This is a genomic window from Streptomyces sp. NEAU-W12 (assembly GCF_026242095.1).
Taxonomy (GTDB): domain Bacteria; phylum Actinomycetota; class Actinomycetes; order Streptomycetales; family Streptomycetaceae; genus Streptomyces.
In genome coordinates this window covers 83,217-96,884 of record NZ_JAPJDM010000029.1, presented here as the reverse complement: position 1 = coordinate 96,884, position 13,668 = coordinate 83,217, and the positions used below count along the sequence as shown (strand labels likewise).

The following is a 13,668-nucleotide window of genomic DNA, read 5'->3' as shown; positions in this document are numbered from 1 at the left end:
GGCCTCGGCAACAGCACTCCCCCTGCTGAGCCGCTCGGCCGCCCCGTCCCAACTGCGGTACACCTGAAGGCCGGCACGACGGCCATACCCCGGCACCGGGGAACGGAGGTCCGCCAGGGACCGGGGCGTGGCCGCCGTGCCGTCGTGCTTGACGCAGGCCAAGACCGCTGCTGCAGTCAGCCCAGCGACGCGGTGAATTCCGCCCAGGTCGCCGCGGCGAGGCACAGTATCGGACCGTCGGGGTCCTTGGAGTCCCGCACGGCCACGGCGTGGGGGGCCTCGAAGCGCACCGCTTCACGCTTCGCCCGCCCCGCAGCGGTCAGACCGCCGCCATCCGCGTACCTCATAATGAGGATGTAGCACCACCAACGCCCGCTGTCACCCCGTCCTTTCAACGTCAGCGTCAACTACTGCCGTCAGACCGCGCAGAAGCCCCGTCAGGACACACCTGACGGGGCTTCGCTTTACTTGCGCGAACCTTCAACGACTATTCGAATAGCTCCGTCTCAAGGCGATATTCGCGCCTCAAGTCCTCCACCAAGCGCCTACGCGCAAATTTCACCACGCCGCGCGCCCACCAGGATTCCTCAGGGATCCTTGGAAACGCATCCAGAATTAGGAGTGCACGGAATCTTGAGTCTACCGCTTCCACTTCTGCGCGAAGTGGCACAAGCTCGGGAAAGCTTTGCAGTTCCGCAGAATCCATGGCCCTCGCCAGAGAATCCCTCGATGTCAGATCATTGAAGTAGTCTTCGGCGTCACCCCGATAGCCCTGTTCGCACTCTTCGACGAACGTCCTCCAGCGAGACAGGAGCGCCTCCGGTTCGACGTCACGCCACCGACCAGACTCTCTGACAAAGCTAGAGAACGCGTCGCGGAAGTTCTCAGTACCGTGAGTCATCGGGCCGCCTCCCGCTGAAAGTACGCGAGCGGATCATCTGGCCGGAAATAGGTAGTGATGGTATTTCCGTTCCTCATTCCTATTCTTCCCTGGGAATCCATTCGAATGATGGCGCCATCACTTCTAACAGCTTCACGAGCGGCGGCAGGGCAGCTACCGGGACACATCAGCGCCTGCGCGTCCGCGACGTACCTTTCAAACCCATCATCCGTGTCATATTCCGGCATATCAGGCCTACGGGTGGGGTTTCCGGAATCATCGAGACCCAGGACATGCTTGTCGTACTTCTCGTCCGCAACACCAATCTTGAAGTCGCAGTTGCTGTTGTGAACCAGTACTGGAGTCCTGCCCGCCAGCACATAGTACGTGTGCTATGCGACCCCTCTCTATCTGCGTATTCGCAGATCAGCGCCGGTTTCGGGTTCCGCTGGCGTCCGTGGTTGTGCGGAGGAATCCGGGGGTGTTGCCGTCGCTACTGCCGTCAGGAGCGCGGGGCGCACGGCGGTGCTGCCGCTGGCGGGGTGTCGGCGCAGGGGGACTTTACTGCCACGCGCGGGGCTCGGCGCGGAGTATGGCGCGGACGGTCTGCTCGTAGTGCTGGTGGCCGGTCTGGGCGCAGTGTTCGGCGATCCAGCGCGTCAGCTCGTCCGGGGTGTGCAGGGTGCCGGATGTGGCACCGCAGTTGCGTTCCTCGCCGGTGACGCAGAGCGCCGTGAAGGCCGGCAGTGCCAGGGGGTCGGGGACGGTGGTCACGTGGTATTCGCGGAAGCGGTAGCGGCCTCGTGTGGCGCTGCGGGATTGTGCGCCGGTGTTCGCGGAGTCAGGCATCCTCGGTCACCTCTTCCGGGTCGGTGAGGCGCTGACCGCGCGAGTCGGCGACCCTGAGCGCGTCGGAGAGGGCTTCGGTCAGCCGGCGGGCCAGCCAGCGGTATTCGGTCGCCGACAAAGTCTTCGCGTCAGGGGCCATGGTGTCTCGGGCGTATCCCAGCAGGTCCTCGCCCATGCCCAGCTGTATGGCTTCGATGTTGTCGGCGAGGTTGGCGAGGTAGCCCTGGCCGTCGGTGCTCAGGTAACAGGGGTGACCGCCCTCGGTGGTCCACGGCAGCAGCCGCGGCCCCTGCGCCGTGAGTCCTCCGGACTCTTGTGTCGTTCGCTCGACCATCCTGATTCCCTCTCCTTGGCTCGACTCGTGGCTATTGATCACGGTCTCGCTGGTGTGAGCCTTTGGGAGTAGCCAGCCTGTCTGCCTTTCTGTCTGCCAAGCTGGTTGGGTGCGGGAGACGATCGGGGAACTGGTCAGGCGGCTGCGTCTGGCGCGTGGGTGGAGTCAGGGGCGGCTCGCCGAGGCGCTGGCTGAGGCTGCTCCTGGGCGTGTTCCTCCGACACGAAATGACGTGTCCCGCTGGGAGATTGGGAAGCGGTCCCCGCGCGAGTGGCTGCCGTTCCTCGCGCGGGTGCTTCAGGTCCCGCGCGAGATGTTGGAAGCGGCGAAGGCTGTTGCGCCTGTCGAGTCCGCTGCGCACGTACGGTCCGTGGCCGACTTCCTGCCCGAGGGCGACCCGTTGTCCTCACTGAGCGCCCGTTCGGGCCGCCGGATCGGATCCGGGCAGGTGGCCGACCTGGCCCAGCGGGTTCACGGCCTGCGGCTGGCCGACGACGTGGTGTACGGCAAGGATCTGATCGGACCCGCCCTGCGCGAGCTGCGGGCGGCGGTGAAGCTCTACCGCGAGGGAGTGCATACCGATGAGGTCGGCCGCGAACTGCTGCGGACTATTGGCGAGTTGGCACAGATCGCCGGGTGGGTCGCTTCCGACGCTGGAGATCATGCCGAGGCGGAGCGTATCTACCGGCTCGGCATGAGCGCCGCACGGGCCGCCGGGGACGGCGTACTGTCCGGGAACGTCGCGGGCTCGCTGGCCTACCAGTGGAGCAATACCGGGCGGACTGCCGACGCGGTCGGGCTGGCCCGCGCCGCACTGGAGGACGCCGGTCTGGACGCCCCGCCAAAGGCTCGTGCGCTGTACCTGGACCGGGTGGCTTGGGCGCATACCCGTGCCGGGCAGGACCGCCCGGCGATGGCCGCACTGGGAGAAGCGGCCGAGGCCCTGGCTGAGGACTCGGCCGGCACCGAATCGCCGTCGTACCTGTACTGGATGGACGCCGGGGAATTGCAGGTCATGGAGGCCCGCGTCTACACCGAGCTGAGACGCCCCCTGCGCGCCGTGCCGCTGCTGACGGACGTGCTCGAACGCTACGACGCCAGCCACTCCCGGGAGTTGGCTTTGTACCTTTCATGGCTGGCCGTGGCCTACGCCGACGCCAACGAGCCCGAGGCCGCCGCCGCGACGACGAGTCGCATGCTCGCTCTTGGACAGAGCGGCAGCGAACGCACGGCAGAGCGCACGCGGATCGTGCTGGACCGTCTGCGAGCCTTTCGAGACGTACCCGAAGTCGCCGAGCTGCTGGTGTCCTGACCACCCTTGGTGCACCACGGCACGGAAGAGACCGCACACTGGCTGGCGCCGAGGCATCCGGTAACAAGCCTCGGCGCTGGATCTGCTCACGGTGCCCCAGGTGATGGCCCGTCTCCAGCTCGGACGCTCCGCCGTCTACGACCTGCTCCGTTCCGGCCAGCTCGCCTCGATCACCCTCGGGGCGCCCGCCGCATCCCCGCCCACGCCCTCACTGACTTCATCCGCACCCGCCTCGAACAGGAAGCCGCCTGATGGCTACACCGCGCGACATCCCCGCCTCCCGCCGCAGCCGCGCCAATGGCGACGGAACCGTCTATCAGCGCAAGGACGGACGCTGGGAAGCAGCCGGGTACGTCCTGGCTCCTGGCAACACCCGCCGCCGTGTCCGCGTCTACGGCACCACCCGCAAAGACGCGCTGGTCAAGCTCACCGAGAAGATCGCCAACAGCAATCGGGGCGTCCCCGCGCCCTCCGCGCAGGGCAGCTTCGGCGCTTACCTGACGTACTGGCTGGAGGCCGTTGCCGTCCACCACCTTCGCGAGAACACCCACACCCGCTACACCGCCTGCGTGAACAACTACCTCATCCCCGGCTTGGGTAAGAAGAAGCTCGCCAAGCTCACCGCCAAGGACGTCCGCACCTGGCTCAACCAACTCCGCACCACTTGCCAGTGCTGTGCCCGCAGCATCGACGCAAGCCGTGATCAACCCCGTTGCTGCGCCACCGGAACATGCTGCTCCAAGCGCCTCTCACGCTGACGCTGACCTACATCCACTCCGTCCTCAAGCCCGCCCTGGAACACGCCGTGCGCGAGGAGGCGATCCCGCGCAACGTTGCCCGCAACGTCCGCACCGGCACGCCTCGGCCCCGACGCTTCGAATCCCTCACCGCTGAAGAAGCCCGCCAACTCCTCGCCGCCGCGAACGAACACCGGCTGCACGCCCTGTTCGAACTCGCTCTCCACACCGGGCTCCGCAAGGGCGAACTCCTCGGTCTCCGCTGGGAAGACCTCAACCTCGACCGGGGCACCGCTGCCATCCGCCGCACCTTGCAGCGCACGAACACGGGCGGACTCACCACGTTGCCCACCAAGACCCGGGCCTCCGAGCGCCGCATCGTCCTTCCCGCCCGCTGTCTCCAGTCGCTCAAGCACCACCACGAGGAGCAGCAGCGTGAACGGCACACGGCAGGCATCGAGTGGCAGCACAACGGGTACGTGTTCACCACGCCGCAGGGAAGAGCGATCGACCCGACCAACCTAACGCGGACCTTCACCACGCTCCTCCGCAGGGCCGGCCTTGGCCGCATCCGATTCCACGACCTCCGCCACTTGACTGCCACCCTGCTCTTGGAACAGGGCGTCGAACTCGTCGTGATCAAGGAACTCCTCGGCCACGCCCACATTGGCGTCACCGCCAGCGTCTACGCCCACGTCCGGCTCCGCCTCCAGCGCCACGCCATCGACGCCCTCACCGCCGCCCTTGACGGCCCTGCGAACGACGAGTCGACCCGCGACGACGGCGACGACCCGCTGCTGTGCGGATCCACCGTCCACTGACGTTGCCGTCAACTACTGCCGTCACCCCGTGCAGAAAGCCCCGCCAGGACGCACCTGACGGGGCTTCATTTTTGCTGCCGCTAACGGATCTTCTACTTACCCGTCCGCCTCATCGCCTGTCACTCTGCAAAGATAGGCTTGAGCCAGACCGAAATCAGGTCACCGTTGTCGAATCCCAAGAGAGTTCCGCTAGCGATTTGGGCGAATTTCGCGCCAGAGGTGTCGTTCAGACGAATGGCGACCCATCCGGAGGAAGGGTCATACGAAACCCGCCACCTGTCTCCAGGGACCTCGAAAGAAACCCCGGGCTCGAAAGAGTGGTCCGACGAGATGAATACCCGCCCGGGATTGAACTGTGGAGCAGTCAACTCGGCCACCACACCCCGAATGTTCGGGAAGTATCCCCAAGCGAACAAGACTTCCCGGGACTCAATATCGACCTCAAGTTGGAGCGTGCCGATCAGCACACTCGCAACCCCCGCCGAGCCGAGCCTCTCACTCAACGACTCCCCGCTCTGCGCACTGAAGGAGAATCCGTACTCGGACTCGTCATAGGTGAGAACACCCTCAAGAGGAGATCCGTCTTGGATGGAGAATTTCATTTCGGGCTAGCCTTTTTTGCTCTTGAAGAGGAAGTGAACGATTCTGTTGGAATTTGCGTCGATGTTGAGCTCCCAGGTCCCGCTGCTTCCGTTCATCGCTCCGGGTGTTCTCCACTCGACAACCCCAGGAGCGCCACGGGAATCCATCCTGGGCGCGGATCCTTCCATGATCCCCCGAAGGAGCTGCCCGTTGTTGCCGTTCATGTAAGGGCGCGCAGCCTTACCGAAGTTAGGGGCATCGACATCCCGAGTACCAGCAATGTCCCAGGTGTGATTTTCGACGGTCTTGGTCATCGAAATGTTCTCAACATCAATCTTGGCTGCGAGATCTGTGACGCCACAGTTGCCATTGCTGTTGTGAACGAGGACCGGCGTTGCCCCTGCCAGCACATAGTACGTGTGCGTGCTGAGGTGCTGTCATCTGCGTTTTCGCAGGTCAGCGGAATTCAGCCAGTCCGCGGGGGTGCGTGGAAGTGCCGTGCTGTTCGCCCCTGTTGCCGTCAGTGTTGCCGTCAGACGGCTGCGCGCGTGAGGGCGGTGGAGTGGGCTTTGGCCGATGTCCTGCCCGGGTTGGGGTCGGGCATGGTCAGGGGGCCGTACGCTGGCCCGGCAACTCGGGCAGGTTGTGATCCTGCCCGGAATTTGAACGAGTGGCCCCCTGGCCTTGCCCGACGCGGGCCCCGGCCCGGGGAGGTGGGTAAAGCCCACGGAACCGACCGGCCCCACCCCCGGGCCTACGGCCCGACCAACTCCCCGCCGTCGCCTCGCCGTCGGCCTGGCGTTCGCTGTGCGGGCGCGTCCGGCTCCCCCTGCGCTTCCGGTCGTCCGCTGTGCTGTCTCTGCGCGGCCTGGTCGCTGGCCGGCCCGCGGTGGCGGAGCCGAGAGCGGGCCGGGTGGGCGACCGCGCCGCGCGCGACCCGCGTCAGCGGGTCGCCTTGAAGACGTAGAGAAAGTTTGGACGCACCCTGCTTCGGCGGTACGCCGTGGTCGGTGGCCGAGCGTCCGGCTGGGCTGCTGGCCTGGGGCGATGGCCTGCGGCGTGTGGGTGCTGTTCCGGTTTGCGGTGGTGGTTCTACTCGGCTCCGGTGACCTTGGCGTGGTCGGTGAAGACGCGTCTGAACAGGTCGTGGCCGGTGCGTCCGGTGTGACGGAGTGCCCAGTCCTGCGCCGCTTCCTGCTCGTCATGGGCGCCGGATTCGGCTCCGCATCCAGCGGTGACGCAGAACACCTCGTAGGTGATGCCGCCTTCGGGCGCGTGGCGGATGGTGTGAACGATGTGCCGGTATACCGCGCGGGTGCTCACTGGTGGCCCTCCGGGTGGCGTCGCATGTAGACGTTGCAGTCGCTGACGGTGGTCATGTCGCCGACCGTGCGGGCCCGGTCTCGTACGTTGGCCAGCTCCGCGCACCCCGCACAGCCCTCGATGGGTACCGGCTCCAGCTCCAGGCGCAAGGGAAGTTCGACCGGCGGGGTCGAGTACCTGGTCGGCTCCGTCATGCACATCGCCACCTCTCGAACGTCACATGGCTGACCTCTTGACAGGTCGGTGCTCTAGTTCAGTATTTGAGTGGCCGAAGCACTCCCGCTACGGTTCGTAGTGCACTAGTGTGCCCTCACTGACAGTACGTCAACTCAACGGAGGGGCACGCCTTATGCCCAGTCCCAAGACGTTCACGAAGATCGCGGATCACTTCCGGGAGCGCATCCTGTCGGGAGAGCTTGAGCCCGGCGCCAAGCTGCCGACGAACCGGGAGATCGCCGGGCAGTGGCAGGCCGCGGCCGCCACCGTCTCCCGCGCCTTGCAGGCTCTCCAGGTGGAGAACTTCATCCGCACCACCCCCCGGGGCACCTACGTCGCCGATGACCCTCGCTGGACGCTGTCGGCGCGGGACCGGCTGGCCCGGGTCCAGCGGGTGAAGTCGTTCCTGGCCGAGGGCGAGACGAGCCGGGTGACGGCGGCCGAGCTGATCATCCCGCCGCTGTATGTGGCGGAGATCTTCGACCTGGAATCCGGGGACCAAGTGGTGCGGCGCGAGTGGCTGGCCGGACGGGGCAAGACCCGGACCGTGTTCGCGGTGACCTGGTACCCGGCCCCGTTCGCAGCCCTCGTGCCGGACCTACTGAACACCGCGCCGGGCCGCAATCACGGACTGTCCGCCCGGGTTCTGGAAGCCACCGGACGCACGATCACCCACGCCCGCGACGACATGCACGCCCGCCCCGCCGACGCCCGAGAGGCGAGCGCACTGGGGCTGCCGGTCGGCTCCCCGATCCTGGCCGGCGCCCACCGCTGGTCGGACGCGGAGGGGATCATCGAGTACGGGGAGTGGTGTCTGCCGCCTCGGTTCACGATCGGCTACGAGTACCAGCCCTGACCGGTCAACGCGAAGCGTCCCCGGAAGCCAGCCTGCGGCCTTCGGGGACGCTGTCGTTCACGTGCCTGCCTCAGTTGGCGTCGCGACCTTCGAGGCGTTCGACGCGCTCCTCCAGCTCCTCGATCCGCTCCAGGGCGCGTTCCAGCTTGTAGGCGAGATCCGCTACTCCGGCCGCCGCCGGGAACTCCTTCGGCGGGGCAGCCGACGGTTCGTCCGACTCGGCTACCGGCTGCACCGCTACCGGTACCTCGGTGCCGAACTCGCCCCCCACGACGACGTACGCCATCGAGCCATTGCGCTGGTGGGCCTTCTTCATCCTGCCCTCCAGGGTGAGGAAGGTCAGGGCCTGGTCTGCGGATTCCGGGTCGCCGCCGATCGTGTCGACCACCTCGTCCACGGTGACCGTGGCGCCCCTGACGAGTGATCCGTCTCTGATCTTGTGGACCAGGCGGCCGTGGGTGAGCTGGGTGGCGAAGCCGTGGTCGTCCCAGTCGCGTACGTAGACCTCGTCGCCGGGCAGTTCGCCGGGGTAGCGCAGGAGGAAGTTACCGGCAAGCAGGGCGATGGCGTTGGTGACCACGTTGAGTGGCACCGCGTAGTGCTCCGCCAGGACCTCGCGGGCCGGGAGCCTGGCGCCGGGCGCCAGAGTGCCGGAGTAGATCTGCTGGGTGAGATCGCCGGCGACCTTCTCGAAGGCGTCCTCGAAGTCGGCCGAGCGCGTGACGAACGTGCCGCGCCCCTGGCGGGCGATGACCCAGCCCTCGTTCCTAAGCAGCCGGATCGCCTTCTGCACGGTCAGGCTCGATGCCTTGTAGGTCTGCATGAGCTGGCTCTGGGTCGGCAGGAGCTGGCCGGGTCGCAGTTCGCCGTCCCGGATCTGCTGCCGCAGGTCGTCCGCGATGCGCTCGAACGTCAAGCGCGCTTCGTCAGCAGCAGCCATGTCCATCCCCGGTCCCAGTCCGATTCCACCCACCGCGGGCCGCTCGCTGCCTGTCGCGTTTCACCAGTTCAGCGGCCTCACGGGGTCAGGGTAGCCGCCGTATGGATGGACCACCCCACGAACGGATGGAACTTAATAGGGATGGACTTTGGATGGAATGAATGTAGGGTTGCGGCACGCGATCACCCACACGGGTGACTCGCACCCCTCTACCTGGAGGTTTGCCGTGAAGACCATGCCCATCGACCAGACTCCGGCCCTGGTGATCCTGGCCTCCGAGTCCCGCCCGCACTTCAAGGACCGCGACGGCCAGCAGCCCGCGATCGACCGGGCCACCGGCGCCCACCTGCACCTGGTGGACGTGATGTTCGCCTTCAACGGCCGCGCCGAAGTGATCACCGTCAAGGTCCCGGAGCCGGGCCTGGGCAAGGGCCTGAAGGTCGGCCTGCCCGTCGTCTTCACCGGCCTGGTCGCCTCGGCCTGGGAGAACGAGATCAACGGCAAGGACCGCCACGGCATCTCCCTGCGCGCCGACGCCATCACCGTCAAGGCAGGCGCCTGATGCCCGACAACCGCCTTGGGCTCGCGCTTCTGGCGGTGGTCGTACTCGGCGGGCTCGGGCTGCTGGGCTGGGCCGGGTTCTGCTTCGCCCGCTGGTACCGGGCCGATGCCGAAACTCGGGTCAGCCTGCGGCAGGCGCGTCGGATGCGGTGGGGCTGGAAGCGGCTCGCCCCGATGCTCGACCTCGCGGTCAAGGACGCCACCCCGACCGTGCTCCAGCAGTACGGCCCACAGGAGCCACTTGCCAAGCCGCGCGTGCTGGTGCCGCACCTGCGCACCCGTGCCGACGCCTTCGGCGTCACCGTCACCGCCGACGCGCTGCCGCAGGTAGGGCTCAGCGCCTGGCAGGACGCCGGCGAGGGCCTGTGCGACGCCTGGGGCATGCGCCGCATCCGTATCAGCCAGCCCAAACCCGGAGTGATCGTCGCGCGCGGCTTCCGGCGGGAACCGCTGGAGGCGGTGATCCGCTCACCACTCCTCGGCCCCGACGGCTCCCCCGTCTGCCGACCGGGGCAGTTCGTCTCCACCGACGACGTACTGCTCGGCTGGGACGAAGACGGCACCCCCATCGTGCTCAACCTCGCCTACTCCGCCCACGCCCTCATCGCCGGCCTCACCCGCTCCGGAAAATCGATCACCGTCAACACCCTGCTCGCCTACGCCTCCCTCATGCGGGACGTGCGGCTGATCGTGATCGACCCCAACCTCGGCGCGGTCGCGCCCTGGTGGCGTACCGCCTACAAGGTCTCCGACGCCATCCACCCCGACGAGCCGACCGAGATCCTGCGCTGGGTGCGCGAGGAGATGCAGCGCCGGGAACGGCTGTTCTGGTCCGGCCGTACCGACCGCATCACCGAGTTCAGCCCCGAACTGCCCCTGCTGCTCGTGGTGATCGACGAGGTGGCGAACTACACCCGCCACCCGGACCGCAAGGCCCGCGAACGCTTCGAGGCCGAGCTGCTGGCCATCGCCAGCCAGGGCGCCAAGTTCGGCATACGGCTGTGGCTGCTCACCCAGAAGCCCTCCGCCGACGTGCTCACCACCGCCGTACGCACCAACCTGTCCGCCCGGATCTGCCACCGCGTCGACACCGTCGAGGACTTCCTGCACCTCTTCCCCGACGGCCGGGACCTGGACATCACCGCCGCCGACCGCACCATGCCCCAGGGCGTGTCCATCGCCTCCGTCGGCGACATGCACACCCCCGTCCGGCTGCGCTCGGTCTACCTGCCCACCGAAGCCTGCTGGCAGATCAACGACCTCATGTGCACAGAAGGGCTCAAGATCCGCGACCTGCCCGACCGCCTCGACCTGGACAAGGCCGCGTGACCGCCGCCTCCCGGTCCCGCTTCGCAGTGATCCCCGGCAAGGGCGTGTAGTCGCCAAACCCTCGCCCTTGCCGGGGCTTCCCTCCCTTACCCGTCCACGGCACACGTGTGTGCCGCAGTGCAGAGAGGTCCCGCCAGGATGCCACCGCACGACCCCACCGCCACAATCCCCCGCCCCGAACGCGCCACGGCCGCGCTGCCCACGTTCACCGGGTACCGGGACCTGCTCGGCCTGGTACGGCAACTGTCCTCGCTCGGCGGGTGCGCCCAGCCGATCCGGCTCGAAGGCCAGCGCACCGAGATCGACGCCTTCACCGGCGAGATCCTGCGCGAACTGAAGTCCAAGGAACTTCCCGCCGGACACCTCCTGGTCCGCTGCGGCAACCGCCGCACCACCCGCTGCCCCTCCTGCGCCGAGCTCTACCGCCAGGACACCTACCAGCTCATCGCCGCCGGCCTGCGCGGTGGCAAGAACATCCCCGACCAGGTCGCCACCCACCCCCGTGTCTTCACCAGCTTCACCGCACCCTCATACGGCCCTGTCCACGGGCGACGCGTGGGCGGCTCCGCCCGCTGCCGTTGCGGACGCACTCACGCCAAGGGCGACCCGCTCCTCGGCGCCCCGCTCGACCCCGAGCGGTACGACTACACCGGCGCCGTGCTGTGGAACGCCCACGCCCCGGCCCTGTGGGCCCGCTTCATGCTCCACCTGCGCCGCACCATCGCCGCCGTTGCAGGTGTCCCGCAACGACTGCTCTCCAAGGTCGTCCGGGTCTCGTACGCCAAGGTCGCCGAGTACCAGCAGCGCGGCTTGATCCACTTCCACGCCGTGATCCGTCTCGACGGCCCCGCAGGCCCCTACACCCCACCACCCGCATGGGCCACCCCCGAACTCCTGGCCGACGCCATCCGGATCGCGGCCACCCGCGCCCACATCGACGGGCCCGAGGTCAACGGCCGGGCCCGCTCCTTCGCCTTCGGCGAGCAGATCGACACCAGGGTCATCCGGTCCTCCGCCTTCCAGGGCGGGACCACGATCACCGAGGGCAAGGTTGCCGGATACGTAGCCAAGTACGCCACCAAGGGCACCGAGGCCGCGACCGGCACCCTCGACCACCGCCTGAGGAAGATCACCGACCTCTGGTTCGAGTCCGTGCCTGAGCACGCCGCCCGGATGATCCGCACTGCCTGGGCTCTCGGCGCCCGCGACGACCTCAAGCACCTGAACCTGCGCAAGTGGGCCCACATGCTCGGCTTCCGCGGCCACTTCTCCACCAAGACCCGCGCCTACTCCACCACCCTCGGCGTCCTCCGGACCGCCCGAGCCGCCTGGCACCGCCGCCACACCCCTCCGCCCTCCCCGACCACCCTCGTCCTCGCCCACTGGGCCTACGACGGCACCGGCCTCACGCCCGACCTCGAACGCCTCGCAGCACTCATCCACGGCAGCCCGACGCGCGAACGGGCGGTGACGGCCGGTGCGTGACGACGAACTCCTCACCGTCCCCGAGGCCATGGCCCGCCTCAAGATCGGCCGCTCCGCCCTCTACAGCCTCCTGCGCACCCGCCGCCTGGCCTCCCTGACCATCGGCCGCGCCCGCCGCATCCCCGCCCACGCCCTCGCTGACTACGTCCAACGCCACCTGGAAGAGGCCGCCCGATGACCGCCCCCAAGCGCAAGAAGGCCCGCGCCAACGGCGAAGGCACCATCTACCAGCGCAAGGACAGCCGCTGGGAAGCCGCCGGCTACGTCCTCGCCGCCGACGGCACCCGCAAACGCATCCGCGTCTATGGCACCACGCGGAGGGAAGCCGCCGACAAACTCGCCGAAAAGATCGCCGACAGCAACCGCGGACTGCCCGTCGCCACCGCCGACAGCGCCCTCGGCGACTACCTCACCTACTGGCTCGGCAGCGTCGCCATCCACCGGCTTCGGGAGAACACCCACACCCGCTACGCCGCCTGCGTCCGCCTCCACCTCATCCCCGGCCTCGGCACCAAGAAAATCGCCCGGCTCACTGCCAAGGACGTACGCACTTTCCTCGACCGGCTCCGCACCACCTGCCGGTGCTGCGCGCAGGGGCTGGACACCGAACGGAAGGAGTGCTGCGCGGTCGGCGAGTGCTGCCAGAAGCGGCTGTCCGCTTTGACCGTGACCTACGTGCACTCGGTGCTCAAGTCGGCGCTGGAACACGCCGTCCGCGAAGACGAGCTCCCCCGGAACGTCGCCCGCAACGTCAAGACCACCACGCGCCAGCCCAGGCGCTTCCGTCCACTCACCGCGGCAGAGGCCCGTCAGTTCCTCAACGCGGCCCGCGCCGACCGGCTCCACGCGCTGTACGAACTCGCACTACGAACCGGACTCCGCAAGGGCGAACTCCTCGGCCTCCACTGGGAGGATCTCGACCTCACCACCGGAACAGCCAGCATCCGGCGCTCACTCCAGCGCACACGCACCGGCGGCCTCACGCATCTGCCCACCAAGACCCGGGCGTCCGAGCGCCGTATCGCGCTCCCGACCGAATGCATCCATTACCTCATGGAACACAAGGAGCAGCAGGGCAAGGATCGCGAGACCGCAGGGGCGGCCTGGCAAGATAGCGGCCTCGTCTTCACCACGCCGATTGGACGGCCTCTCGACCCGGCCAACCTCACCCGCCGATTCCGCACCTTCCTCGACCGGGCCGGACTCCGCCCCATCCGCTTCCACGACCTCCGACACTCGACCGCCACCCTGCTCCTGGAACAGGGAGTCGACCTCATCGTGATCAAAGAACTCCTCGGCCACGCCCACATCGGCGTCACCGCCGGCGTCTACGCCCACGTGAGGCTCCGTCTCCAACGCCAAGCCATCGACACCCTGAACGGTGCCCTCGGCCCCGTCAACGACAACCCCGACGACCCACCCACCGCAGCAGTCGTCCGCTGA

At 67.7% G+C, this 13,668-nt stretch carries 15 protein-coding genes and 3 pseudogenes; 10 read left to right on the top strand and 8 right to left on the bottom strand.

The genetic code is table 11. The annotated features are described in order from the left end of the window. Positions 1–176: 176 nt before the first annotated feature. From ORI94_RS29925 to ORI94_RS29915, 3 genes are all read right to left on the bottom strand, one after another. A complete protein-coding gene (locus tag ORI94_RS29925; RefSeq protein WP_266081499.1) occupies positions 177–347 on the bottom strand; it encodes a DUF397 domain-containing protein in 171 nt (56 codons plus the stop codon). A gap of 1,094 nt (positions 348–1,441) precedes the next feature. Continuing rightward, on the bottom strand, positions 1,442–1,729 hold the full coding sequence (locus ORI94_RS29920; RefSeq protein ID WP_266081497.1) for a hypothetical protein: 288 nt from the start codon (positions 1,727–1,729) through the stop codon (positions 1,442–1,444). Then, positions 1,722–2,063, bottom strand: coding sequence for a hypothetical protein (locus tag ORI94_RS29915; protein WP_266081495.1), 342 nt, complete (start codon positions 2,061–2,063; stop codon positions 1,722–1,724). Before ORI94_RS29915 ends, ORI94_RS29920 begins: the two co-directional genes overlap by 8 nt. Positions 2,064–2,172: 109 nt before the next feature. On the opposite strand from ORI94_RS29915, the pseudogene ORI94_RS35395 reads away from it, so the two are divergent. From ORI94_RS35395 to ORI94_RS29900, 4 genes and pseudogenes are all read left to right on the top strand, one after another. Continuing rightward, a pseudogene (locus ORI94_RS35395) lies at positions 2,173–2,376 on the top strand (helix-turn-helix domain-containing protein); the annotation flags it as partial. Between the two features lie 57 nt (positions 2,377–2,433). Beyond that, positions 2,434–3,375 (top strand): hypothetical protein, encoded by a 942-nt coding sequence (locus tag ORI94_RS29910; RefSeq protein WP_266081493.1) that lies wholly within the window; start codon positions 2,434–2,436, stop codon positions 3,373–3,375. Between the two features lie 103 nt (positions 3,376–3,478). After that, positions 3,479–3,627 (top strand): annotated as a pseudogene (locus ORI94_RS29905) (helix-turn-helix domain-containing protein). Beyond that, a pseudogene (locus tag ORI94_RS29900) lies at positions 3,627–4,933 on the top strand (tyrosine-type recombinase/integrase). The pseudogenes ORI94_RS29905 and ORI94_RS29900 overlap by 1 nt, the downstream one beginning before the upstream one ends. Before the next feature lie 119 nt (positions 4,934–5,052). On the opposite strand, the gene ORI94_RS29895 reads toward ORI94_RS29900, so the two are convergent. The 4 genes from ORI94_RS29895 to ORI94_RS29880 all read right to left on the bottom strand — a co-directional run bounded on the left by ORI94_RS29895 (position 5,053) and on the right by ORI94_RS29880 (position 7,032). Then, positions 5,053–5,535 (bottom strand): hypothetical protein, encoded by a 483-nt coding sequence (locus tag ORI94_RS29895; RefSeq protein ID WP_266081491.1) that lies wholly within the window; start codon positions 5,533–5,535, stop codon positions 5,053–5,055. A gap of 6 nt (positions 5,536–5,541) precedes the next feature. Continuing rightward, complete coding sequence (locus ORI94_RS29890) at positions 5,542–5,925, bottom strand: hypothetical protein (RefSeq protein WP_266081489.1); 384 nt, start codon at positions 5,923–5,925, stop codon at positions 5,542–5,544. Between the two features lie 682 nt (positions 5,926–6,607). Beyond that, the gene (locus tag ORI94_RS29885) at positions 6,608–6,838 is read right to left on the bottom strand and encodes a hypothetical protein (protein ID WP_266081487.1); all 231 of its coding nucleotides are present in this window, start codon (positions 6,836–6,838) and stop codon (positions 6,608–6,610) included. Then, positions 6,835–7,032 carry a hypothetical protein gene (locus ORI94_RS29880; protein WP_266081485.1) on the bottom strand — a complete coding sequence of 66 codons (198 nt, stop codon included), beginning with the start codon at positions 7,030–7,032 and terminating at the stop codon, positions 6,835–6,837. Before ORI94_RS29880 ends, ORI94_RS29885 begins: the two co-directional genes overlap by 4 nt. Before the next feature lie 155 nt (positions 7,033–7,187). On the opposite strand from ORI94_RS29880, the gene ORI94_RS29875 reads away from it, so the two are divergent. Then, positions 7,188–7,910: a GntR family transcriptional regulator gene (locus ORI94_RS29875; protein WP_266081483.1), complete on the top strand. Its 723-nt coding sequence runs from the start codon at positions 7,188–7,190 to the stop codon at positions 7,908–7,910. Between the two features lie 70 nt (positions 7,911–7,980). Here the strand turns inward: ORI94_RS29875 and ORI94_RS29870 are convergent, their stop codons facing one another. After that, on the bottom strand, positions 7,981–8,826 hold the full coding sequence (locus ORI94_RS29870) for a GntR family transcriptional regulator (protein ID WP_266081481.1): 846 nt from the start codon (positions 8,824–8,826) through the stop codon (positions 7,981–7,983). Between the two features lie 259 nt (positions 8,827–9,085). Here ORI94_RS29870 and ORI94_RS29865 point away from each other — a divergent pair, with 259 nt between their 5' ends. The 5 genes from ORI94_RS29865 to ORI94_RS29845 all read left to right on the top strand — a co-directional run bounded on the left by ORI94_RS29865 (position 9,086) and on the right by ORI94_RS29845 (position 13,668). Further along, entirely contained in the window at positions 9,086–9,412 is a 327-nt protein-coding gene (locus ORI94_RS29865) for a hypothetical protein (protein WP_266081516.1), read from the top strand. Beyond that, positions 9,412–10,740, top strand: coding sequence for an FtsK/SpoIIIE domain-containing protein (locus ORI94_RS29860; RefSeq protein ID WP_266081479.1), 1,329 nt, complete (start codon positions 9,412–9,414; stop codon positions 10,738–10,740). The genes ORI94_RS29865 and ORI94_RS29860 overlap by 1 nt, the downstream gene beginning before the upstream one ends. A 138-nt stretch (positions 10,741–10,878) precedes the next feature. After that, positions 10,879–12,225: a replication initiator gene (locus tag ORI94_RS29855; RefSeq protein ID WP_266081476.1), complete on the top strand. Its 1,347-nt coding sequence runs from the start codon at positions 10,879–10,881 to the stop codon at positions 12,223–12,225. Further along, positions 12,218–12,403: a helix-turn-helix domain-containing protein gene (locus tag ORI94_RS29850; RefSeq protein ID WP_266081474.1), complete on the top strand. Its 186-nt coding sequence runs from the start codon at positions 12,218–12,220 to the stop codon at positions 12,401–12,403. The genes ORI94_RS29855 and ORI94_RS29850 overlap by 8 nt, the downstream gene beginning before the upstream one ends. Then, complete coding sequence (locus ORI94_RS29845) at positions 12,400–13,668, top strand: tyrosine-type recombinase/integrase (RefSeq protein WP_266081472.1); 1,269 nt, start codon at positions 12,400–12,402, stop codon at positions 13,666–13,668. The genes ORI94_RS29850 and ORI94_RS29845 overlap by 4 nt, the downstream gene beginning before the upstream one ends.